Annotated in this window: 21 protein-coding genes; 14 read left to right on the forward strand and 7 right to left on the reverse strand. The window is 70.9% G+C overall.

Annotated features, from left to right (window positions below; translation table 11 throughout):
• Nucleotides 1–245: 245 nt before the first annotated feature.
• The 3 genes from E5671_RS35265 (at nt 246) to E5671_RS35275 (ending at nt 4,216) form a co-directional block, all read left to right on the forward strand.
• Entirely contained in the window at nt 246–1,724 is a 1,479-nt protein-coding gene (locus tag E5671_RS35265) for an NCS2 family permease (RefSeq protein ID WP_160507902.1), read from the forward strand.
• 35 nt (nt 1,725–1,759) lie between these two features.
• Nucleotides 1,760–2,917 (forward strand): XdhC family protein, encoded by a 1,158-nt coding sequence (locus tag E5671_RS35270; protein ID WP_160507903.1) that lies wholly within the window; start codon nt 1,760–1,762, stop codon nt 2,915–2,917.
• A 75-nt stretch (nt 2,918–2,992) separates the two neighbouring features.
• Entirely contained in the window at nt 2,993–4,216 is a 1,224-nt protein-coding gene (locus E5671_RS35275) for an FAD-dependent monooxygenase (protein WP_160507904.1), read from the forward strand.
• Between the two features lie 27 nt (nt 4,217–4,243).
• Here the strand turns inward: E5671_RS35275 and E5671_RS35280 are convergent, their stop codons facing one another.
• The 3 genes from E5671_RS35280 to E5671_RS35290 form a co-directional block, all read right to left on the reverse strand.
• Nucleotides 4,244–4,702 (reverse strand): SRPBCC family protein, encoded by a 459-nt coding sequence (locus tag E5671_RS35280; RefSeq protein ID WP_160507905.1) that lies wholly within the window; start codon nt 4,700–4,702, stop codon nt 4,244–4,246.
• Nucleotides 4,703–4,720: 18 nt separating this feature from the next.
• Nucleotides 4,721–5,524 (reverse strand): polysaccharide deacetylase family protein, encoded by an 804-nt coding sequence (locus tag E5671_RS35285; RefSeq protein WP_443032740.1) that lies wholly within the window; start codon nt 5,522–5,524, stop codon nt 4,721–4,723.
• 77 nt (nt 5,525–5,601) lie between these two features.
• The gene (locus E5671_RS35290; protein WP_160507906.1) at nt 5,602–7,086 is read right to left on the reverse strand and encodes an aminopeptidase P family protein; all 1,485 of its coding nucleotides are present in this window, start codon (nt 7,084–7,086) and stop codon (nt 5,602–5,604) included.
• A 90-nt stretch (nt 7,087–7,176) separates the two neighbouring features.
• Between E5671_RS35290 and E5671_RS35295 the strand changes: the two genes are divergently transcribed.
• The 6 genes from E5671_RS35295 to E5671_RS35320 all read left to right on the forward strand — a co-directional run bounded on the left by E5671_RS35295 (nt 7,177) and on the right by E5671_RS35320 (nt 13,126).
• Entirely contained in the window at nt 7,177–8,355 is a 1,179-nt protein-coding gene (locus E5671_RS35295) for an FAD-dependent oxidoreductase (RefSeq protein ID WP_160507907.1), read from the forward strand.
• The gene (locus E5671_RS35300) at nt 8,352–8,684 is read left to right on the forward strand and encodes a (2Fe-2S)-binding protein (RefSeq protein ID WP_160507908.1); all 333 of its coding nucleotides are present in this window, start codon (nt 8,352–8,354) and stop codon (nt 8,682–8,684) included. Before E5671_RS35295 ends, E5671_RS35300 begins: the two co-directional genes overlap by 4 nt.
• A complete protein-coding gene (locus E5671_RS35305) occupies nt 8,681–10,342 on the forward strand; it encodes an FAD-dependent oxidoreductase (RefSeq protein WP_336605931.1) in 1,662 nt (553 codons plus the stop codon). Before E5671_RS35300 ends, E5671_RS35305 begins: the two co-directional genes overlap by 4 nt.
• A 77-nt stretch (nt 10,343–10,419) precedes the next feature.
• A complete protein-coding gene (locus E5671_RS35310) occupies nt 10,420–11,325 on the forward strand; it encodes a dihydrodipicolinate synthase family protein (RefSeq protein WP_160507909.1) in 906 nt (301 codons plus the stop codon).
• Nucleotides 11,326–11,377: 52 nt separating this feature from the next.
• Nucleotides 11,378–12,379 (forward strand): proline racemase family protein, encoded by a 1,002-nt coding sequence (locus tag E5671_RS35315; RefSeq protein ID WP_160507910.1) that lies wholly within the window; start codon nt 11,378–11,380, stop codon nt 12,377–12,379.
• A gap of 54 nt (nt 12,380–12,433) precedes the next feature.
• A complete protein-coding gene (locus E5671_RS35320; protein WP_160507911.1) occupies nt 12,434–13,126 on the forward strand; it encodes a GntR family transcriptional regulator in 693 nt (230 codons plus the stop codon).
• Nucleotides 13,127–13,145: 19 nt separating this feature from the next.
• Here E5671_RS35320 and E5671_RS35325 read toward each other — a convergent pair whose 3' ends face one another.
• The 3 genes from E5671_RS35325 to E5671_RS35335 all read right to left on the reverse strand — a co-directional run bounded on the left by E5671_RS35325 (nt 13,146) and on the right by E5671_RS35335 (nt 15,952).
• On the reverse strand, nt 13,146–14,474 hold the full coding sequence (locus tag E5671_RS35325; protein ID WP_160507912.1) for a phytase: 1,329 nt from the start codon (nt 14,472–14,474) through the stop codon (nt 13,146–13,148).
• Between the two features lie 239 nt (nt 14,475–14,713).
• Nucleotides 14,714–14,947, reverse strand: a complete 234-nt coding sequence (locus E5671_RS35330) for a hypothetical protein (protein ID WP_160507913.1) — start codon at nt 14,945–14,947, stop codon at nt 14,714–14,716.
• A gap of 105 nt (nt 14,948–15,052) precedes the next feature.
• Nucleotides 15,053–15,952 (reverse strand): DUF72 domain-containing protein, encoded by a 900-nt coding sequence (locus tag E5671_RS35335; protein ID WP_160507914.1) that lies wholly within the window; start codon nt 15,950–15,952, stop codon nt 15,053–15,055.
• Nucleotides 15,953–16,211: 259 nt separating this feature from the next.
• On the opposite strand from E5671_RS35335, the gene E5671_RS35340 reads away from it, so the two are divergent.
• Genes E5671_RS35340 through E5671_RS35350 form a run of 3 tightly spaced genes read left to right on the forward strand, consistent with a single transcriptional unit; the run spans nt 16,212 to nt 19,851 of the window.
• The gene (locus E5671_RS35340) at nt 16,212–16,676 is read left to right on the forward strand and encodes a hypothetical protein (RefSeq protein ID WP_160507915.1); all 465 of its coding nucleotides are present in this window, start codon (nt 16,212–16,214) and stop codon (nt 16,674–16,676) included.
• A complete protein-coding gene (locus tag E5671_RS35345; protein ID WP_160507916.1) occupies nt 16,673–18,766 on the forward strand; it encodes a glycosyltransferase in 2,094 nt (697 codons plus the stop codon). The genes E5671_RS35340 and E5671_RS35345 overlap by 4 nt, the downstream gene beginning before the upstream one ends.
• Nucleotides 18,767–18,768: 2 nt before the next feature.
• Nucleotides 18,769–19,851: an LCP family protein gene (locus E5671_RS35350; protein ID WP_160507917.1), complete on the forward strand. Its 1,083-nt coding sequence runs from the start codon at nt 18,769–18,771 to the stop codon at nt 19,849–19,851.
• Between the two features lies 1 nt (nt 19,852).
• Here the strand turns inward: E5671_RS35350 and E5671_RS35355 are convergent, their stop codons facing one another.
• Entirely contained in the window at nt 19,853–21,154 is a 1,302-nt protein-coding gene (locus tag E5671_RS35355) for a DUF5933 domain-containing protein (protein ID WP_160510609.1), read from the reverse strand.
• Between the two features lie 22 nt (nt 21,155–21,176).
• Between E5671_RS35355 and E5671_RS45565 the strand changes: the two genes are divergently transcribed.
• Nucleotides 21,177–21,449, forward strand: a complete 273-nt coding sequence (locus E5671_RS45565) for a hypothetical protein (RefSeq protein WP_202122793.1) — start codon at nt 21,177–21,179, stop codon at nt 21,447–21,449.
• A 332-nt stretch (nt 21,450–21,781) separates the two neighbouring features.
• The gene (locus E5671_RS35360) at nt 21,782–22,750 is read left to right on the forward strand and encodes a hypothetical protein (RefSeq protein ID WP_336605932.1); all 969 of its coding nucleotides are present in this window, start codon (nt 21,782–21,784) and stop codon (nt 22,748–22,750) included.
• The last annotated feature ends 46 nt before the right edge of the window (nt 22,751–22,796 follow it).

Here is a 22,796-nt window from a genome sequence, read left to right on the forward strand (position 1 = left end):
GGAACGTCACACTTCCTGTCGCCCGCGCCGCCCGGAGAAACCCAGTACCGCACCGCTCGCGGTCATCGCAGTACCTGAGCAGCACCCACGCAGCACCCACGCTCTTCGGAGCCCCAGTTCGTCTCGGGCCGTCCCCCGGGTCGTGCAGCCAAACGCACCATCCCAAATCCCGCAGTCTCCACAGGCCCAACCCTTTACGAACAGCCTGTTGCGGGTGCCCCTTTGAACCTTGGGAGTTAGGCACCATGACCCAACAGTCAACGGAGCCGAAGACCACGGCAGAGGACGCGGGCAACGGCTCTCGCGTCCCGGCCGGCAGGTCCTGGCTCGACCGGTATTTCCACATAACCCACAGAGGATCGACGGTCGGCCGGGAGGTGCGTGGCGGCCTCACCACCTTCATGGCGATGGCCTACATCATCCTTCTGAACCCCGTGATCCTCTCGGTGCCCGATGCCACGGGCCACCGCCTCGACGGTGATCAGCTGACCACCGCCACCGTCTTCGCGGCGGCCGCCACCACCATCGTCATGGGCATCCTCGGCAATGTGCCGCTGGCCCTCGCGGCGGGACTCAGTGTCTCCGCCGTCGTGGCCTTCCAGGTCGCCCCGGAGATGACCTGGGGCAACGCGATGGCGATGTGCGTCATCTACGGCGCCATCATCATCCTGCTGGTCCTCACCGGCCTGCGGACCCTGATCATGGACGCGATTCCCCTGGCGCTGAAGCACGCCATCACCATGGGCATCGGCATGTTCGTCACGCTGATCGGTCTGGTCCAGGCGGGCTTCGTCACCTCCATGCCGTCCAAGCACGGCGACATGGGCGCGAAGCCGATCCAGATGGGCATCGACGACAAGCTCATCGGCTGGCCCGTCCTCTGCTTCGCCGTCACCGTCCTGCTGATCTTCCTGCTCCAGGTCCGCAAGGTGCCCGGCGCGATCCTCATCGGCATCGTCGGCGGCACCGTCTTCGCCGCGATCGTCCACCAGGTCGCGGGCATGAGCCAGAAGGACTGGGGCCTGAACGCCCCTGAGCTGGGCGGCTCCATCGTCTCGTCGCCCGACTTCGGCCTCTTCGGCGAGGTGTCCTTCAGCGGCATCGGCGACATCGGCGGCATCACCGTGGGTGTCATCGTCTTCACCCTGGTCCTCGCCGGCTTCTTCGACGCCATGGGCACCATCATCGGCATCGGCCAGCAGGCCAACCTCGCCGACAAGGACGGCAAGATGCCGGGTCTGAACAAGGCCCTGGCGATCGACGGTGCCGGTGGCGTCGTCGGCGGATTCGCCGGTGCCTCGGGCCAGACCGTCTTCGTCGAGTCCACCGCGGGCGTCGGCGACGGCGCGCGCACCGGCTTCGCGAGCGTCGTCACCGGTCTCGCCTTCACGCTCTGCCTCTTCTTCACCCCGCTGGCCCAGCTCATCCCGACCCAGGTCGCAGCCGCCGCGCTCGTCGTCATCGGCGCGATGATGCTGAGCAACGCCCGGCACATCGACTGGTCCGACCAGGCCACCGCCATTCCGGTGTTCCTGACCACGGTCCTGATGCCGTTCACGTACTCCATCACGGTGGGTATCGCGGCCGGTGTCATCGCCCACGTCCTCATCAAGGCCGCCCAGGGCAGGGTCCGCGAGATCGGCTGGCTGATGTGGGTGCTCGCGCTCGTGTTCCTCGCCTTCTTCGCGCTCCATCCGATCGAGAACTGGATGGGCGTCAAGTAGCCCATCCTGAATCACACACCCGTTAGGAGACGGACATGCTGGACATCGCCGAAGAGTTGAACCGGTGGGTCGAGCAGGGACGCGACTTCGCCGTCGCCACCGTGGTGGCGGTCGGCGGCAGCGCACCCCGGCAGCCCGGTGCGGCCCTGGCCGTCGACTCCGACGGCACGGCGATCGGTTCCGTCTCCGGCGGGTGTGTGGAAGGCGCCGTCTACGACCTGTGTCAGCAGGCACTCGAAGACGGCGGATGCGTCCTTGAACGCTTCGGATACAGCGACGAGGACGCCTTCGCCGTGGGCCTGACCTGCGGCGGCATCATCGACATCCTCGTCACCCCGGTCCGCGCGGACTCCTCCGCGCGGCCGGTTCTGGCCGCCGCGCTCGCGGCGGCCGCATCGGGCGAGGCCGCGGCCGTCGCCCGCATCACCTCCGGACCCGCGGACCTCATGGGCCGGGCTCTTCTCGTACGTTCCGACGCCGACGCCCCTCATGAGGGCAGCCTCGGCGGACATCCCGAGCTGGACCGCACCGCCGCGGGCGAGGCCCGCGCGATGCTGGACGCCGGGCGCACGGGCACGGTGGAGATCGGTGAGGACGGCTCGCGCTGCGGGCAGCCCCTCACGCTCCTCGTCGAGTCGAGCGTCCCGCCGCCCCGCATGATCGTGTTCGGCGCGATCGACTTCGCGTCGGCGCTCGTCAGGATCGGCAAGTTCCTCGGCTACCGCGTGACCGTCTGCGACGCCCGACCCGTGTTCGCCACGGCGGCGCGCTTCCCGGACGCGGACGAGATCGTCGTCGAGTGGCCGCACAAGTACCTGGAGCGGACGGAGGTCGACGGCCGCACCGTCCTGTGCGTCCTGACGCACGACGCCAAGTTCGACGTGCCGCTCCTCGAACTGGCCCTGCGGCTGCCGGTCGCCTACGTGGGCGCGATGGGTTCACGCCGTACGCATCTGGAGCGCAACGAACGGCTGCGTGAAGTCGGCGTCAGCGAACTGGAGTTGACCCGCCTTCGCTCGCCCATCGGCCTCGACCTGGGGGCGCGCACCCCGGAGGAGACGGCCCTTTCGATCGCCGCTGAGATCGTCGCGAACCGGCGCGGCGGCAGTGGGGTCTCGCTGACGGGCGCGCACACGCCGATCCACCACGACGGCTCGCGGCGTGCGGCCGGGCGCATCGGGTCGGTGGCCTGAAGATCCACGGGCCCGCCCCTCATTGCTGCTACCTTGCGTCACGAATGATCGATTTGTGTCGTAATAGGAGCATCTGTGAAGGTCGCCTGCGTCGGTGGCGGGCCCGCCGCCCTCTACCTCTCGATCCTGCTCAAGCGGCAGGACCCGTCCCACGACATCACCGTTCACGAGCGCAACCCGGCAGGATCGACCTACGGCTGGGGGGTCACGTACTGGGGCGGCCTGCTGGAGAAGCTCCGTGCCGGTGACCCCGAGTCCGCGCGCGCCATCAGCGAGCACTCGGTCCGCTGGAGCGACGGCGTCGCGCACGTCGGCAACCGCACGACGGTCCACCACGGCGACGAAGGCCACGGCATCGGGCGCCACCGGCTCCTCGACATCCTCACGAGCAGGGCCCGCTCCCTCGGCGTACGCGTCGAGTTCGAGCGGGAGATCACCGACGCGGCCCAGCTGCCCGACGCCGATCTCGTCGTCGCGGGCGACGGTGTCAGGAGCGCGCTGCGCGAGCGTCACACCGACCACTTCGGCGCACAGGTCGCGCTCGGCCGGAACAAGTACATCTGGCTCGGCACCACCAAGGTCTTCGACTCCTTCACCTTCGCCTTCGTGGAGACCGCGCACGGCTGGATCTGGTGCTACGGCTACCGCTTCAGCGACGAGCGGAGCACCTGCGTCGTCGAGTGCTCCCCGGAGACCTGGACGGGCCTCGGCCTGCACGAGGCGAGCGAGCCCGAAGGCCTCGCCCTCCTGGAGCGGCTCTTCGCCGGGCCGCTGGACGGACACCGCCTGATCGGCCGTGCGCAGGCCGACGGAAGCGCGCAGTGGCTCAACTTCCGGACGCTGACCAACCAGACGTGGCACCGCGGCAATGTGGTCCTGCTCGGCGACGCCGCGCACACCACGCACTACTCGATCGGCGCGGGCACGACGCTCGCCCTGGAGGACGCGATCGCCCTGGCGGACGCGCTGCGGGGCAGCCCGGCGGAGCTCACTCCCGCCCTCGCGCGCTACGAGCGGGAGCGCAGGTCCGCCCTCCTCTCCGTGCAGAGCGCGGCCCGCTACAGCGCCCAGTGGTACGAGAACCTGCCGCGCTACATCGGCCTCGACCCCGCCCAGATGTTCGCGCTCCTCGGCCAGCGCCACTCACCGCTGCTTCCCCACGTCCCGCCGCAGCTGTACTACCGAATCGACCGCGCGGCCGAGCAGTTGGAGCCGCTGCGCAGGATGAAGCGGTGGCTGGGCCCGAGGGTGGCACGCACCCTGCACGGCCGCACGCGCTCGCAGGCTTCCCGGGGCTGAGTGAGGTCTGCTGAGTCAGGTCCCCGGTCACGCGTAGGGGCGGGGCGTGGGAGAAGAGAGCAGTCCGTCCACCGCCCGTCCGAACATCCGTCGCGCGGCGGCCACGAGCACCCCGTCGAAGACCCGCGGCAGCCACCGCACGCGCAGGTCCTCCCGCCAGACGATCGTCGAACCGCCCGCTCCCGCCCGGGGGGACACCTCGATCTCCGCCCACCCCGTCACGAACGACCCCCGCTTCTCAAGGCGGCACAGGCCCCCGCCCTCCACGGCCGGGCGCCACGTCACGACCTCCATGACGTCGTCGAACCCGACCGGACCGAGTCCGCTGCGGGCGACGAACACCGTCCCCTCCCCACTGGGCGGGGGCGTCCGCACGGTGACCCGCGTCAGCGGCACCACATCGGCATGCCGCTCCCACGCGGTGAGCCGGCGCCAGACCTCGCCGGCGGGCAGGGATGATTCCCGGTCGATACGGAAGAGAGCCACACGGCGATCCTGCCAGGGCTACGGGCGGTAGACCTTCCCCGGCTCGGCCTTGCCCGGCGCGAGCAGCTGCGGAACCGTCACGAAGACGTAGCCGCGCTTCTTCAGCTCGTCGATGATGCCCGGCACCGCGGGCACCGTCCCCTTGTAGATGTCGTGCAGCAGGATGATGCCGTCCCGCTTCGTCTGATCGATGACGCGCTTCTGGATCAGGGCGGAGTCGTTGGTCGTGTAGTCCTTGGCGGTAACGCTCCACAGGACTTCCGAGAGGCCTTCCTCGCGCGAGACCTTGTTGACGTCGGGGTTGGTGCGGCCCTGCGGCGGGCGCATCAGCGTCGGCTTGTGGCCGATCAGCTTCTCTATTGCCTCGTTGGGCCTGCGCAGTTCCTCGCGTGCCTCGTCCGGCGTGATGTCGGTGAGGATCTTGTGCGACCAGGTGTGGCTCGCCACCTCGTGCCCTTCGGCGGCCATGCGCTTCACGAGCTCGGGGTGCTCGGCTATGTGGTTCTTGCCGAGCAGGAAGAAGGTGGCGGGCACCTTCTCCTCCTTGAGGATGTCGAGCAGCCGCGGCGAGTTCTCGCTCGGCCCCGCGTCGAACGTCAGGGCCACGCACTTCGCCTTGCGACAGTCGGCCGTACCGAGCTTCGCCTGGCTCTTGACGCTCACGGACGCCGCGTCCTTGCGGACGGAGCTGGGCGCCGTGGTGTCCACCTTGGTGCATCCCGTCAGGGCGACGGCCATGACCGCGGCGGTCATGGCCGTCATGGACGCGGCTCGGCGGAACCCTTTGGCGGATCTCTTCATCTTGCTTTTCGCAGCGGGCATGCGAGCACTATACATAGCGTGTATACGCGGAGTGCATAGTGGGGTGCCGAGAGCGGACGCCGAGTGCATGCCCGCCTCTAGCGGCCGCTCATCAGGCCGCCCATCAGGCCGCTCATCCAGGCCTCGACCGCCGCGGAACCGCGCGGAAGACCTGCCGACAGGTTCTCGTTGCCGTCGGCCGTGACGAGGATGTCGTCCTCGATGCGGACCCCGATGCCCCGGTACTCCTCCGGCACGGTGAGGTCGTCCGGCTGGAAGTACAGGCCGGGTTCGACGGTGAGCACCATGCCCGCCTCCAGCACGCCGCCGACGTACTCCTCGGTGCGGGCTTGGGCGCAGTCGTGGACGTCGAGGCCGAGCATGTGGCCCGTGCCCGCCATGGTGAAGCGGCGCTGCAGGGCGAGCTCGAAGACCCGCTCGGGATCGCCGCCGAGGAGCCCCCACTCGACGAGCTTGCGCGCGAGGTGCCGCTGCGCCGCGTCGTGGAAGTCGCGGTACGCGGCGCCCGGCTTCACGGCCGCGATGCCCGCCTCCTGCGCCTCGAACACCGCGTCGTAGATCTTCCGCTGGAGCGGGGTGAACGTGCCGTCGACGGGGAGGGTGCGCGTGACGTCGGCGGTGTAGAGGCTGTGGGTCTCCACGCCCGCGTCAAGGAGCAGGAGTTCGCCGGGGCGCACGGGCCCGTCGTTCTGCTCCCAGTGCATGATCGTGGCGTGCTCGCCCGCCGCGCAGATCGAGCCGTAGCCGATGTGGTTGCCCTCCAGGCGGGCGCGGCGGAAGAAGGTGCCCTCGATCCACCGCTCCGACGTGGCGACGGCGGTTGCCAACTCCCGTACGACATCGGTGAATCCGCGGACCGTGGAGTCGACCGCCTTGCGCAGCTCGCCGATCTCCCAGTCGTCCTTGATGAGGCGCAGGCCCGAGAGCGCCTCGTCCAGCTCGGCGTCGCGCTGCTCGTCGGTCGTCACGGCGGCTTCGAGCGCCGGGTCGTGGCCGCGCACGACGCGGGTCGGCACGTCGGGCGACGCGGCCAACTCGGCCGGGGCGTCGCGGACGTCGCGGCAGGGCAGTCCGAGGAGGAGCTCGGACTCGGCGAGGCTGCGCCTGCGGCCCATCCACAGTTCAGCCGTCATGCCGGTCCAGAACTCGTCGCTTTCCCTGCTGTCGCGGGGCAGTTGATAGAGGTACGCGTCGTGGCCGTCGCCGGCGGCGCGCGGTTCGAGCACGAGGGCGCAGTCCCGCGCCTGGTCGCCGGTCATGTGGACGTACGCGGAGTAGGGACGGAAGGGGTAATGGCTGTCGTTCGAACGGGTCTTGAGCTTCCCCGAGGGGATCACCAGGCGTTCGCCCGGGAACAGCGCCGACAGGGCGGCGCGGCGGCGCGCGGCGTGCGGGGTCTGTTCGGCAGGGCGCAGGTCGCGCTGCTCGGTGTCGGCCCAGCCCGTCCGCATCAGGGCGGAGAGCTCGTCGGAGATCTCGGGGTACAGGCCGTTCTTGCGCGAGTTGGGAACCTTGGGTGTCGTGGAGGCCTCGGATGCCTTGGAATCCTTGGAGTTGGCCATGGGGTTCACCTCTTCTTCTCTTCTTCCGCTGGCGGTTCCGCCAGCGTAGGGACCCTTGGCCCGTAAGGGAACATGTGACATAGTACTGATGTGACAAAGCGGCTGACCTGCGATGTTGTGGTAGTCGGCGCCGGGATGGTGGGCGCCGCTTGTGCCTTGTACGCGGCGCGGGCCGGACTGTCCGTCGTCCTGGTGGACCGCGGTCCGGTGGCCGGCGGCACGACCGGATCAGGCGAGGGCAACATCCTCGTCTCCGACAAGGAGCCAGGTCCTGAGCTCGAACTGGCCCTCCTTTCAGGCAGGTTGTGGACGGAACTCGCGGCCGAGCCGGGCGTGGGCGAGAGCGTCGAGTTCGAGGCCAAGGGTGGCGTGGTCGTAGCGTCGTCCGATGAAGGGCTCGCGGCATTGGGGGAGTTCGCCGCGGGGCAGCGCGAAGCGGGGGTCGATGCGAGGCTCGTCACGGCCGACGAGCTGTACGACCTCGAACCGCACCTCGCTCCCGGCACGGCGGGCGGTGTGTTCTACCCGCAGGACGCCCAGGTGATGCCATCCCTGGCGGCAGCCCAACTGGTGCGCATGGCAAGGTCCTTGGGAGCAGAGTTGCGCACGGCTGCTTCCGTCACCGCGGTGCTGCGGACGGCGGGCGGTGAGGTACGCGGGGTCCGCACCGACAGGGGCGATATCCACGCCCCGTACGTCGTGAACGCGGCGGGCACCTGGGGCGGCGAGATCGCCGCGCTCGCCGGAGCCGCCCTGCCCGTGCTGCCGCGGCGCGGCTTCGTCCTGGTCACGGAGCCGCTGCCGCGCAGGGTCAGGCACAAGGTGTACGCCGCTGACTACGTGGCGGACGTGGTCAGCGGGTCCGCCGCGCTCCAGACGTCGCCGGTGGTCGAGGGCACGGCAGCGGGGCCGATCCTGATCGGCGCGAGCCGCGAACGGGTCGGCTTCGACCGCTCCTTCTCCTTGCCGGTCATGCGGGCCCTGGCGGCGGGGGCGACCCGGCTCTTCCCGTTCCTGGCGGACGTCCGCGCGATGCGCGCGTACGTCGGCTTCCGCCCCTACATGCCGGACCACCTCCCCGCCATCGGTCCTGACGCCCGGGTGCCGGGGCTCGTCCACGCCTGCGGGCACGAGGGCGCGGGGATCGGACTCGCGGCGGGGACGGGGCACTTGATCGCCCAGCTGCTGAGCGGCGCGCCTCCGGACCTGAACCTCACCCCCTTCCTCCCCGACCGTTTCGCCACCCGCCCGCCCGAGGAGGCGCCATGAACAAACGCACCCCCCTGAACCTGGCCCGCGCCCACCCGGGCCTACCGCACACCGTCACGTTCGACGGCCGCGAGATCCCGGCCCTGCCGGGCCGGACGGTGGCAGCCACGCTCTGGTCGGCGGGCATCACAGCCTGGCGCACCACGAGGCGGGACGGTGAACCACGGGGAGTCTTCTGCGGAATCGGCGTGTGCTTCGACTGCCTGGTTGAGGTCAACGGGCGCGCGAACCAACGGGCTTGCCTGACACCGACCGCACCGGGCGACGAGATCCGGACGCAGGACGGCAGCGGGCATGGCGGGGAGACGGGGGAGGGGGAGGGCCGGTGAAGGCGGCTGACGGTGCGTTCGCAGGTACGACGCCGCCGGGCACGCTCGTCGTGATCGGCGCGGGGCCCGCAGGCCTCGCGGCGGCGCTCGCCGCGGCTCAACGGGGCGTACGGGTGACGGTGGTTGACGCGGCAGGTCAGGCCGGCGGGCAGTTCTACCGGCAGCCCGCCGGAGCGCTCGGTGCGCGGCGGCCGCAGGCGTTGCATCACCAGTGGCGTACGTGGGAACGGCTGCGGGACGGACTCGCGGAACAGATCGCGGCGGGCCGCATCACGCACTTGACGGAGCATCACGTCTGGTTCGTGGAGCGCATCGGGAGAGCCTCGGCCGAACAGCGGACGGAGACGGAGCCCGCCGAACGGGGCGGAGCGACATCTGGCGCACCGGCTTCCGGCGTGCCGAGCGGTGGTGCGGTGCATGCGGGCGGTGTGGTGCCTGGTCGGGTGTCCGAGGGGCGACCCCCGGCTAGCGGCGCTGCCACGCCTGCCGGGGCGGCTTCGTCCATCGTCCCCGACGTCGCCGCCAGCCCCGCCGGGCCCCGCTTCACCGTGCACGCGCTCCTGGGTCCCGAGCAGGAAGAGGCCGTGGCGGTGCGTGCTGACGCCGTGGTCCTCGCGACCGGGGGGTATGAGAAGGTCCTGCCCTTCCCCGGATGGACCCTGCCCGGCGTGATCACCGCCGGTGGTGCGCAGGCCATGCTCAAGGGAGGCCTCGTCCTTCCGGGGCGCACCGCCGTCGTGGCCGGAACCGGGCCGCTGCTCATGCCCGTCGCCGTCGGGCTCGCGGCGGCCGGGGCCGAGGTGGCCGCCCTGGTCGAGTCCGCCGACCCCAAGGCCTTCGCGCGGCACGCGGCCACCCTCGCCGCCCATCCGGACAAGCTCGCAGAGGGCGCCGGATACGCCGCCCAACTGCTGCGCCACCGCGTCCCGTTGGCGTCTCGGCACACCATTGTCGAGGCGCACGGCAAGGACGCGCTCGAAGCGGTGACCATCGCCGCGCTCGACACGGCGGGGCGCGTCAGGCCCGGCACCGAGCGACGCATCCCCTGCGACACCCTCGCCGTCGGCCACGGCATGCTGCCGCACACCGATCTCGCCGAAGGGCTCGGCTGCGGCGTCGACGGCCTGAACGTCGCCGTCGACGCCGAACAGCGCACCGACGTCCCCGGCGTCTGGGCCGCAGGGGAGGCGACAGGCATCGGCGGTGCGGCACTCTCCCTCGCCGAAGGGCACATCGCCGGACGCTCGGCCGCCGCCCGGCTCCGGGGGAGCGCACCCGACCCGCGCGCATGGGCCGCCGCCGCCAAGTCCCGTACCAAAATGCGGGAGTTCGCCGCCGCGATCAACGCCGTGTACGTGCCGCCCGCCCACTGGGCCGAACAGCTCCACGACGACACCCTCGTCTGCCGCTGCGAGGAGGTCCCCGCCTCGGCGGTCCGCGAGGCCGTCGAGGAACTCGGGGCCACGGACGCGCGGACCGTGAAACTCCTGACCCGGGCCGGCATGGGCTGGTGCCAGGGCCGGATGTGCTCGGCGGCCGTCGCCGGACTCGCGGGATGCGAGGAGCGGTCCGCGCGGCGGCCGTTCGCCAGGCCGGTGCCGCTCGGCGTGCTGGCACGGCCCACCGACGACCAAGCGGAACAGCCCCCCTCCACCTAACGGCAGGACCGCACCCGCCCCGCACCCGCGCCGCACGCACTACACCCGCACGGCACCCCACCGAAGGGACCACGCCCATGACCACGCCCGCCGAGCAACCCCGCCGCCCCTGGCACGGCGTCCTCGTCGCTACCGCCCTTCCGCTGAACGACGATCTCTCGGTCGACTACGGCCGCTTCGCCGAGCACTGCGCCTGGCTCGTCGAGAACGGCTGCGACGGCGTCGTGCCCAACGGATCGCTCGGCGAGTACCAGGTGCTCACCCCCGAGGAGCGCGCCAAGGTCGTGGAGACCGCCGTCGCGGCGGTCGGCGGGCGGCGCGTGATGCCCGGCGTCGCCGCCTACGGCTCCGCCGAGGCCCGCCGCTGGGCCGAGCAGGCCAAGGACGCGGGCTGCGCGTCCGTGATGCTGCTCCCGCCGAACGCCTACCGCGCCGACGAGCGTTCCGTACTCGCCCACTACGAGGAGGTCGCGAAGGCGGGCCTCCCCGTCGTCGCGTACAACAACCCCATCGACACCAAGGTCGACCTGGAGCCCGAACTCCTCGCGAAGCTGCACGGCGAGGGGTACATCCACGCCGTCAAGGAGTTCTCCGGAGACGTACGCCGCGCGTACAGGATCGCCGAACTCGCCCCGGAGCTCGACCTGTTGGTCGGCGCCGACGACGTCCTGCTCGAACTCGCCCTCGCGGGCGCCAAGGGCTGGGTCGCGGGCTACCCGAACGCGCTGCCCGCCGCCTCCGTCGAGCTCTACCGTGCCGCCGTGGCCGGGGAGCTGACCACGGCACGGGAGCTCTACAGGGAGCTGCACCCGCTGCTGCGCTGGGACTCCAGGCCCGAGTTCGTGCAGGCCATCAAGTTGTCCATGGACATCGTCGGGCGGCACGGCGGCCCCTGCCGTCCGCCGCGGGTGCCGCTGCTTCCCGAGCAGGAGAAGGCGGTGCGTGCCGCCACCGAACGTACGGTCGCCGCCGGGCTCGCCTGACACCCCGCACGGCCACCGACCCCCGCACGGCCACCGACGAAAGGGCTCCGACATGCGCAGCAAACTCGTCCTGCACGCGGTCGACTCGCACACCGAAGGCATGCCGACGCGGGTGATCACCGGCGGCATCGGCACCGTCCCCGGCGCGACGATGAACGAGCGCAGGCTCCACTTCCGCGAGCACCGCGACGACATCAAGCAGCTCCTGATGAACGAACCGCGCGGTCACGCGGCGATGAGCGGCGCCATCCTCCAGCCGCCCACCAGGACCGACTGCGACTACGGCGTGATCTACATCGAGGTCTCGGGCTATCTGCCGATGTGCGGGCACGGCACCATCGGCGTCGCCACCGTCCTCGTCGAGACCGGCATGGTCGAGGTCGTCGAGCCGGTCACCACGATCCGCCTGGACACCCCGGCGGGCCTCGTCGTCGCCGAGGTCGCCGTCGAGGGCGGCGCCGCGAAGGCCGTCACGCTCAAGAACGTGCCGTCCTTCGCCGTCGCCCTGGACCGCAAGATCACCCTGCCGGACGGCCGTTCGGTGACGTACGACCTGGCCTACGGCGGCAACTTCTACGCGATCCTGCCCCTGGAGCAGTTCGGCCTGCCCTTCGAGCGCGGGCGCAAGGACGAGATTCTCGCGGCGGGACTCTCGCTGATGGAGGCGATCAACGCCGAGGACGAACCGGTGCACCCGCAGGACCCGTCCATCCGCGGCTGCCACCACGTCCACCTCTACGCGCCCGGCGCCACCGCCCGCTACTCCCGGCACGCGATGGCCATCCACCCCGGCTGGTTCGACCGCTCGCCGTGCGGCACCGGGACGAGCGCGCGCATGGCCCAGCTGCACGCGCGCGGGGAGCTGCCGCTGAACACCGAGTTCGTCAATGAGTCCTTCATCGGAACGCAGTTCAGCGGGAGACTGCTCGGCACCACCGAGGTCGCGGGCACCCCCGCGGTGCTGCCCAGCTTCACAGGCCGTGCCTGGGTGACCGGGACCGCGCAGTACCTCCTCGACCCGGAGGACCCCTTCCCCGCGGGGTTCGTCCTGTAGGGCCTGCTGAGATACTCGTACGACGTGACATTGCACCCAGGAGGAACCGCCACCATGCCCGCCCGGCGCAACCCCGGCCCGTCCGCCGCCCCCGCCGCGCTGCCCAGCCTGGGCGGGACGCGCAGCAGCTACCGTGAGCGGGTCGCGGACGCCCTTCGTGCCGCGCTCATCGCGGGTGAACTGCGCGCGGGCGAGGTCTACTCGGCGCCCACCCTCGCCGCGCGCTTCGGCGTCTCCGCCACCCCGGTCCGCGAGGCGATGCTCGACCTCGCCAAGGAGGGGCTCGTCGACACGGTGCCGAACAAGGGCTTCCGGGTCACCGCGGTCTCCGAGAAGCAGCTCGACGAGTACAAGCACATCCGCGCGCTCATCGAGATCCCCACCACGGCGGAGCTCGCCACGTCGGCGGACCCCGCCGCCCTTGAAGCGCTGCGGCCGGTAGCGCGGCAGATCGTCACCGCGGCGGCGGACGGCGACCTCATCGCGTACGTGGAGGCCGACATCCGCTTCCACCTCGGCCTGCTCACGCTCTCCGGCAACGACCACCTGGTCGAGGTGGTCGGCGACCTGCGCAAGCGCTCCCGCCTGTACGGACTCCAGGCGCTGGTCGACGCGGGCCGCCTTGAGGCGTCGGCCGAGGAGCACCTGGAGATCCTCGACGCGCTGCTCGCCCGCGACGAGGAAACCGTACGCGCGGTGATGACCCGCCACCTCGGTCACGTACGCGGCCTGTGGGCGGCCGAGTAGCTCGCCGCGTCCCGTCGTGTCAGTCGTCGACGGCGTCGAGCACGTCGCCCAGGTCCACGAACTTGAAGTCGGTGGAGGCCCGTTCGGGGTCGCCGGGCGCGTCATGGCCGTCCTGCACGACGAGCAGCCCGTTCGGGTACGCGGCACCGAGCGGCTCGTTGAGGACCGCGGCACCGTCGCACTCCTCGGAGCCGTCGAGTGTGGCGGATGCGGCGGTGACGCGGAAGCCGCCCTCGTATGCGTTGCGGTCGGACAGCTCACGGTCGTAGGCGGCGAAGGTGTTGTCGCCCTGACTGGAGGCCAGCAGATATCCGTCGCCGTCACCTTCGTCAAGGAGTGTCAGACCCTCGACGTCGGCCTTCAGGCGCTTGCCGCCGTAGCCGGGGTCGGCGCCGGCGGTGCACTCCTCGGTCGAAGGGTCGTATGTCGCTGGAACGCCGTACTCCCTTACCTTGTCGACCAGTTGCGGCTTTCCGCTCAGGTCGGCGCTCAGGCGCCAGATGCCGACGTCCTCCTGGCCCGCGTACAGCGTGCCGTTGGCCGGGTCCACGACCATGCCCTCCACCTGCGGCAGTTCGCCCGGTTCGCCGCAGGGCGACCACGAAGTGCCGTTCGGCAGACGGAAATCGGCAGGCAGGTCGAGGGTGCGGACCTTGCGGTAGCCCACAGTGCCGTCGCTCTTCGGGGTCAGTTCGAGGAGCGCGATCCGGGTCCGCTCCCGTTGGCTGACCACCGCGTACGACCGGCCGGTGGCCGGGTCCGTCCATGTCGCGAGGCCGTACGCGGTGCGCTGCTCGTTGATCTCCTCCTGCGAGTTCGAGAAGACGGGCTGCGCCGACGGGTCGGTGACGTCGGTGAGCGGGCCGCCGGAGCGGTCGCGGTCGATGCGGTAGACGCGCAGCCGGTCGTTGCCGCGGTCGCTGGTCACGGCGAGGTCGGCACGGCCCGACGGCAGGCGCAGACCGTGCACCAGGTCGACGTTGTTGAAGCGGCCGGGCGCGTCCTCGGGACCGGGCGGCGCGGGCGCGGGAACGGACTGCACCTCGCGCGCGGAGAGGTCGTACACACGCAGCCCGCCCTGCTTGGCGGTGGCGACGACCAGGCTGCGCCCCGGGTCGGCGGGGTTGCGCCAGATCGCCGGGTCGTCGGCGTCGGCGTTGCCGCCCGCGTCGTCGTCGTGGAGGGCGGGGGTCTCGGCGCGCGGCTCGACGGCGGGCAGTGCCGGGGCCGCGAGGGCGCCGGAGTCCAGGGGCACGGTGGCGGCGAACGCCGCGAGGGCCGCGATGACGGCGACGCGCGTGTGGGCGGGCCGGGCAAAGGCGGCGCGGGGTCTGCGGGGCTTGGCCATGAAGGGATCCCTTTCTGTCACGGGTACTGCATGACGGATCCACTCTCTGATCTTGCCGTGAAGGCTTTCCGGCGGATGGCGCGACGGATAGCGGTCCGAGAGGTGAACGGAGAATGTCACGCTCCCGTGGAGCGCGGACAGGCCCGGCAGGCGAGGCCCCCAGGCGCATCGCTCGCCTGGGGGCCTCGCGGGCGCGTATGGGCCATGGTGAGGGGCCCATACGATCGCAACGCGGCGGGTCAGTCGTCGAGTCGGCTGCGCAGCAGGCGCTTGCCCAGTTCGGCACCCTTGCGGCTGTCCGCCTGTGCCTTGCGGAAAAGGTCCGCGACCTCGGTGTCCTTCTCGCGCTCCGCGTCCTGGATATACCTTTCCAGGCGCAGTGCGTTGCTGAGGCACGCCTCGACGTACCAGAACAAGTTGTAGTTCTTGTCCGCGGTGCCGGTGACGTCGCCGGTTTCAGCCTGGTGTGCCATAACTCCGTCCCTTCCGTGGTCGGTTGTGCGGCTCGATGCGAACGGCGAACCCTCCCGGAACGAACCTTCCCGGACAGAACCTTCCCGGACCGAACCGGCGGGGCTTCACCGCCCCGGCCGGGTATCCCCACTGCCGCGTCCGTACACGTGCGGGGAGCCGGCCGGACCGAGCAGCCGCGTCATGGCCTCGGCGGCACGTACGGCGGCGTCCGCGCAGCAGTTGTTGAACAGGACGTGGACCTGCTCGGTCCGCTCGGCGAGCGTGCGCAACCGGGGCAGCCATTCGGCGAGTTCATGGTCGGCGTACGCGTACCGGAAGCGGTCCTCCTTGCTTCCCCGCCCCCACGCGTCACTGCGGCCGTGGAAGCGTACGACGGCCAGCCGGGGCGAGGTGACCGGTGCGCCGGGAGGCAGAGAGGACGGCAGCGTCCGGTTCATGTCGACGCCGACTGCCGCCATGCCGTGACCGGCCAGCAGGGCGCGGGTGGCCTCGGCCTGATCCGCACGCCACCAGTCGGGGTGCCGGAACTCCACGGCGAGCGGCCACCCCTGGGTCCGCCGAGCGGTCAGCGCGAGCACCTCATCGGCCCGCTCCCCGGGCCGTAGCCACGGCGGGAACTGGAACAGCACACTGCCGAGCCGTCCGGCTTGTCGCAGCGGTTCGATCCCCGCGGCGAAACGTGCCCACACCTCGTCCAGAACGCCCGGGTCCCGGGCGCCGTCCCGCAGATCACCGGGCAGCGCGGCCGGGCGCGTGGGGTGTCCGGTGAGCATCGAGAACGCCTTCACGTCGAACGTGAAGCCTTCGGGTGTCCGCTCGGCCCACAACCGGCTGTTGCGTTCGCCGGGCAGCGCGTAGTACGTCGAGTCGACCTCGACGACGGGAAACCGCTCGGCGTAGTACCGCAGCCGCCCTGCCGCGTCGCGCTGCCCCTTCGGGTACCACCCGCTGCGGACGAGCGCCGGATCGGTCCACGAGCAGGTACCCACGAGAATGTCGCCCATGGGAGCCCCGGTACCCACGTGGCGCATCCCCAACTGCCGGTTCAGGCCCCGGCAGGCGGCACACCGGGCGGCCCTTCGGACGACTGCCGTTCCCGGGCGGCCTGTTGCCGTGCCACACGGGTGTCCGAGTAGGGTCGGGGGCTGCGTGACGGCCGGCGGCCGCCGCCTGACGTCTCGCGAGCAGTACAGCGGGCCCCCGGGCCCGTAACCCCCCACACATAAAGAGTCGCGCGTGCGCGGCCGCAGATCAGGAGCACCAGTGCAGGGCATCCCCCACATAGCCAGCACACCGCACGACGGGCGATTGCCGTCCGTGTCCCCGTGCCCGCCGGGCGCGCTCGGGCACCCGGTGCGGCAAGACGCTGTCACGACGAGGCAGAACCCTGCCGCGCGGCATCCCCCCGCTGCCGCGCCCCAAATCCCCGTATTCATCGACGAGTCGGGCTGGCGGAGGCGGACGCTGCAAGGCCTCGCGCTCACCGTGGGCTGCGCCTGCGCCGGGTATCTGCTGTTCGTCGGCACCTTGATCAGCGGGCTCTGGCAGCCCGTCGGCACGCAGCCGCCGAGTATGAACGCACCGGCCGCCCCTGCCCACCCGGACGCCAGGAAGGCCCCGGAAGCCCCTGGCGCACCCGCCCGAGCCGGGGCCCGCGCGGACCGGGACGACCACCGCCGCCCGCCGACCGGCAGATCCGCCCCGCCGGCCGGAGGCCCGGAGAAGTGAGCCCCCGCGCCACCGCTGTCCGCCGGCCGCCGCGCGGACACTGGCTCGTGCTCCTCCTTGTGCTCCTGGTGGTCGCCGTCGCCCTCCTCTTCGAGGGCTGGACGACCCACCAGGTCGACGCCGCGCGCACCAAGCCGCCGTGCACCCGGCCGATCCCGCGCGAGGCGGACGACGGGAAGCCGCTGCTGCGGTTCGGCCCGAAGGGGGTCGCCACCGCGGGCATGCCGCCGGGGACCGTCGCGCTCACCTTCGACGGCGGGCCCGACCCGGTGTGGACACCGCGCCTGCTCGACCTGCTGCGCAGACACCACGCACGGGCGACCTTCTTCGTCTACGGGAAGGACGCGGCCCGGCACCCCGAACTGACGCGGCGGATCGTGCGCGAGGGCCACGAGATCGGCTCGTACACCTACAGCGGCGGCGACTTCGGTGTCGCCTCACCGCTGCGCGCGCGTCTCGAACTCTCGCTCACCCAGACCGCTCTCGCGGGTGCGGCCGGCGTCAACACCACCCTGCTGCGGCTGCCGCACACCACGGCCGCGGACACGCTCTGCGGCCCGCAGTGGCCGGCCGCGAAGCGCGCGGCGGAACAGGGGTACCTGGTGGTCGCATCGGACTACAAGGCCCGCAAGCCGTGGCGCGGCCTCGTGACGCAGCACAGCCAGACCGACCTCGGCTACCGCGAGGCCGAGGAGTTGCTGCGTGACCGCAGGGTGAAGTGGTTCACCACCGTCAGCGGCGGCCTCGGCCGTCCCTCCTTCACCCAAGCGGTCCCGGTCGCCCAGGAGATCGAGGGCGAGGGCCTGATCTGGTCGCAGCGCCTCGGCCACGCCTTCCTCACCGTGATGGTGTGGACGCTGACCCTCACGGGCGTGCTCGGCGTCCTGCGGATGCTCCTGTTCGCGCTGTTCGCCCGGCTCCACGTGCGCAGGCTGCACCGGTACCGGCCCGGCGCGCCACGCCTTCGCGAGGTGCGGGACCCGGTGACGGTCCTGGTGCCCGCGTACAACGAGGAGGCAGGTATCGCCTCCACCGTGTACTCGCTGCTCGCCTCGACCCACCCGCACTTCCAGGTCATCGTGATCGACGACGGCTCGACGGACGCCACCGCCGACATCGCCGAGGACATCGACGACCCGCGGGTGACGGTGATCCGGCAGCCCAACGGCGGCAAGCCGAGCGCCCTCAACACCGGCCTGGCGCACGCCCGTCACGACATCGTCGTGATGGTCGACGCCGACACCATCTTCGAACCGGAGGCGCTCGCCCGTCTCGTCCAGCCGCTCGCCCACCCGGCGGTCGGCGCGGTCAGCGGCAACACCAAGGTCGGCAACCGGCGCCGCCTGCTCGGCAAATGGCAGCACCTGGAGTACGTACTCGGCTTCAACCTCGACCGGCGGATGTTCGAGGTCCTGGAGTGCATGCCTACGGTGCCGGGGGCGATCGGAGCGTTCCGCAGGGACGCGCTGATGGGCGTCGGAGGCGTCAGCGACGAGACCCTGGCCGAGGACACCGACCTCACGATGGCGCTCTGGCGGGCCGGCTGGCGCGTCGTCTACGAGCAGTCGGCGGTCGCGTGGACCGAAGTGCCGAGCACCGTGCGCCAGTTGTGGCGTCAACGCTACCGCTGGTGCTACGGCACCCTCCAGTCGATGTGGAAGCACCGGCACGCGGCGACGGAGGTAGGACCCGCCGGACGCTTCGGCCGGCGCGTGATGCTCTACGTGACGCTGTTCCAGATCGTGCTTCCGCTGTGCGCACCGGTCGTGGACATGTTCGCCCTGTTCGGGGTGCTGTTCCGCGATCCCGTGGAGGCCGGCCTCGTCTGGTTCGGTTTCCTCGCCGTCCAGTTGGTGACCGCCGCGTACGCGCTGCGGCTCGACCGCGAACGGCTGCGCGTGCTGTGGGTGCTGCCGCTCCAGCAGTTCGTGTACCGGCAGTTGATGTACCTCGTGGTCATCCACTCCGTGATCACGGCGCTGCTCGGCACCCGCCTGAAGTGGCACAGCATGAAGCGCACCGGCACCGCCGACCCGTATCTGCTCGAAGCCCCGTCCGAAGAGACGCGGCGCAGTCTGCAAGGGAGTTGACCATGACAGACGTGATCCCGGACGACTCCGCCGCGCGCGAGCAGGCCGAGCGGTTCACCGACCGCCCGAGCTCCCGCTACGGACCTCGGCGCGCCCACGCCCGTCAGGCGAAGAAGAAGCGCAGGCGGCTGCGGCGGGCGGTCCTCGTCCTCCTCACCGGCGTGGTCGTCGCGGCGGGCGGCACGTACGGCTGGGCCGAGACCCGGCTCCAGCGTGACGTCGACCTCGGCGCGTACGGGGACCGCCCGCCACCCGGCGAGGGCACCAACTACCTCATCGTGGGCTCGGACAGCCGCGACGGGCTCTCGCCGGACGCCGTGAAGGATCTGCGCGCGGGCGGGGGCGGCGGGCGGCGCACCGACTCGATGATGCTGCTGCACACCGGGGCCAACGGAACCAGCATGGTCAGCCTGCCGCGCGACTCCTGGGTCACCGTGCCCGGCCGCCTCGACACGTTGACGGGCAAGACGAAGCGGCCCGAGGGCGACAAACTGAACGCCGCGTTCGCCTACGGCGGCCCCGAACTCCTGGTCCACACCGTCGAGCGGAACACCGGCCTGCGCATCGACCACTACGCGGAGATCGGCTTCGCGGGGTTCGTGAACATCGTCGACGCCATCGGCGGCGTACGGATGTGCCTCGACCGCGACATCAAGGACAAGAAGTCGGGCGCCGACCTGCGCAAGGGCTGTCACACCCTGGACGGCAAGCAGGCGCTCGCCTTCGTCCGCCAGCGGCACCAGGAGAAGGAGGGCGACCTGGGCCGGTCGAAGAACCAGCAGAAGTTCCTTTCGACCCTCGCCCACCAGGCCGCCCGGCCCGGCACCCTCTTCGACCCGACGGAGATCGGCCCGGCCATGCAGGCCGGGCTCGAAACGCTCATCGTCGACAAGGACATGAGCCTGCGCGATCTCAGCAACATGTTCCGCGCCGTGCAGAGCGTCTCGGGCGGACAGGGCAAGCGGATCAACGTACCCGTGTCCGGCTTCGGCGTCCCCACCTCCAAGGGCAACGTACTGAAGTGGGACCCAGAGAAGTCGGCCCGGCTCTTCGCCGACCTGCGCCACGACCGCCCGCTGACCTGACTCACACCATTTCGGGCTGGGGTTCCGGCGGCCGGAGGGTCGGCGCGGCCGTCGGTTCCCAGGCTCTGTTGGTCCGTACGTAGCCGTAGATCACCGAGACCATCGACAGCATGACAAGGGGACCGAACACCCACGGATGCCTGGCCATCTCCATCGGCAGAAAGCGATACATCACCAAGAGCGCGCCGAAGACCGCTGTGCCGTAAGCGACCAGCTGGATTCCCGACCGGTCCCAGCCACGGTCGTACGCGCGCAGAGCCCCCTCGACCGTGAGCGCGAACACCACGCCGGCGACGAGATCCACGCCGTAGTGGTAGCCGAAGCCGAGCGTCGCGCTGAGCGTGGCGACCAGCCAGAAGGTCCCCGCGTAGCGCAGAAGGCGCGGGCCCTTGCGGGAGTGGATGAAGATCGCGGTGGCCCACGCGGTGTGCAGACTGGGCATGCAGTTGCGGGGGGTGAGACCGTCGTACGGCACCGGGTGCGGGACGCCGATCGGCGGCGGCGTGTGCGGCCACAGATTGGCCACGGCCCACTGCACGCCGCCGGTTCCGGAGGTGCCAGGGCCGTAGGCGAAGACCGGCCCGACCACCGGGAAGATCATGTAGACGGCGGGGCCGAGGAGGCCGATCACCAGGAAGGTACGCACCAGGTGGTGGCGCGGGAAGCGGCGCTCGGTCGCCACGTTGCGCAGCTGGTAGAGGGCGGCGACGACCGCGGCCACCGCGAGCTGGGCGTAGACCAGGTCGATGACATGGGGGACGAGCGGGCCGCTGGCCTCCAGCATCCGGCCGGCCAGCCATGACGGGTTGCCCAGGGCGTGATCGGCGGTCGCCACGTACGGGTCGAGCACGGTCGGGCGGGTCTTCGCCGTGATGAGCAGCCAGGTGTCACCGGTCTTGCGTCCGGCCACGAGCAGCAGACCCAGGCCAACGCCCTTCAGCATCAGGACGCGTTCCTCGCCCGTACGGCGCGTGATCGCGACGACCGCACAGCCCAGCATCGCCCACAGCGCGCCATTGCCGAAGAACTGCCCTTCGGGCACCTCGGCGCCGACCGCCCACCGCACCAGCACGAAGACGACGTCGATCCCGATCGCGGCACCGGCAGCGATGAACCGCTGCCGCCACGTGAGCACCACCATCATCAAGGCCAGACCGCCGTACAGCGGCCCCGGTTTGGGCGGGAACAGCACCTCCCGCGCCTGATTGGTGATCGGCCCCGGCACGCCGCCGTAGCGGCGCGCGGCGATCTCCAGCGCGATGAGGAACCCGAGGGCCACCAGGCCCGCCGTGGCCCACAGGATCGCTCGTGGCCGAGGCCATGCGGTGAACGCACTTCTGCTGCGTATTCGCGAAAGCGCTCGTGAAAGCGCTCGTGAAGGTGCTCGCGAAACTGGAGATATCAATTCTTTGACCGATTTATCAGTTCATGCCGCAGCTGATGCGGCCGCCGTTGCCGTCGGCCAAGACTACGGTGGGCCGCCGGGCAGTGGTCAGGTGAGCTGCCGGGATCCCCAGGCGCTCCCCGGTGGGGCTCCGTTCACGCTCACGCAGCAGCCGCTCATAGCCAGTGACCACCGCACCGAACTGGCCGAATGATTCCGCGTCTGGAAGACCGTCACCGGGACGAACTGCACAGTCCGCCCGCACACCAGGGGTCCGTCCGCTCCCGCTCAGGGCTGAGTGCCGGGGCCGGCGGGTCCGGTCACGGATGGCGACGCTCGCCTGCCCCATGGCCGAAACCTGCATCTGAGCAACCAAACAATCTTGGGATTCTCTGGTCATGCGCCTCTCCAGGCACTTAAGTACCTGTCAGGAGCACGACCGTGCCACCCCGCCCCAACTGCCCCGAGAGTCCTTCTGCCATGGAGAGTTCGAACCCGGCAGGCCGCGCGAATCCGGCCGGACGAGACACAGATCTCTATGCGGCAGTGCAGGACATCCAGGCGGGTTACTGGATGCAGATGCGGCAGGTACTTGCCGGGACGGGCAACTGGCCGCAGTGGACATCCCGCACTCAGGTCCTTGGGGTTGTCGCAGCTCAGGCCAACGTCGTGGAGTTATGGCTGAAGGAGGAACCCGAGAGCCTCGCTGCCCGGGTGATGTACGCCAGAGTCGCCACCGAACGGGTGCTGCAGGCCCACCGAAGGAACTGGGCGCGCGACTACCGGCGGGCAGGGGACCTGGAGAATCTGGTGGCCCGCGCCCGGGAGGCGTGTCACAAGGCGGGCGAGGGGAATCCCGACGACTCGGTGCCCTGGATCTGCCGCCTGGCTCTGGTCGAAACGGATGTGACAGACCGCTACCCGGAGCATCACGTGGCTCCGCCTCCCCATGAGTACCTGCTGCCTCGTGGGCCATGGGGCCTGCTGGGGGAAGTGCACCGACGAGATCCGTTCAACCGCGAGGCATGGCACCGCATGACCCAGGCGCTCCAGGCCCGCCCGGGGCCGGCGGGCCGCCAGGCGGTCGCGACGGATTTCGCCCGCTGGACGGTCTCCTTCGCGCCGCCCGACTCGCCACTGCTTCTGCTGCCCCTCTACGCCCGTGTGCAGGAGCACCGGGAGCGACGCGACAGAGGCGCCGAGGTCATGCTGAACCTCCTGTGGACCAGGGAGGACACCACCCGAGCCGTCACGCAGGCATTCGAGGGCTGGTTCCAGAAGTGCGATCCGGCCACCAGTTCCCAGCTGGATCTGAACTACCTCGCATACGCCTTGGCCAGGGGCGGCTTCGCCCAGTGGGCCACCGAAGTGTTCGATGCCATCGGCGACTTCGCCACTCCTGCCCCGTGGCAGTACGACGCCCGGTACCCGGAGGCCCAGTGGCGGAAGGCATTCGAGGAGGACCGCGTCGCCTGCCTGAGATCCCACCCACGGCATCTGGGAGAACACCCATGACCGCCGAACCGGCCCCACAGGCGGGCGGCCACCGCCACGTCCCGCC

The organism is Streptomyces sp. BA2 (assembly GCF_009769735.1).
Lineage (GTDB): Bacteria > Actinomycetota > Actinomycetes > Streptomycetales > Streptomycetaceae > Streptomyces.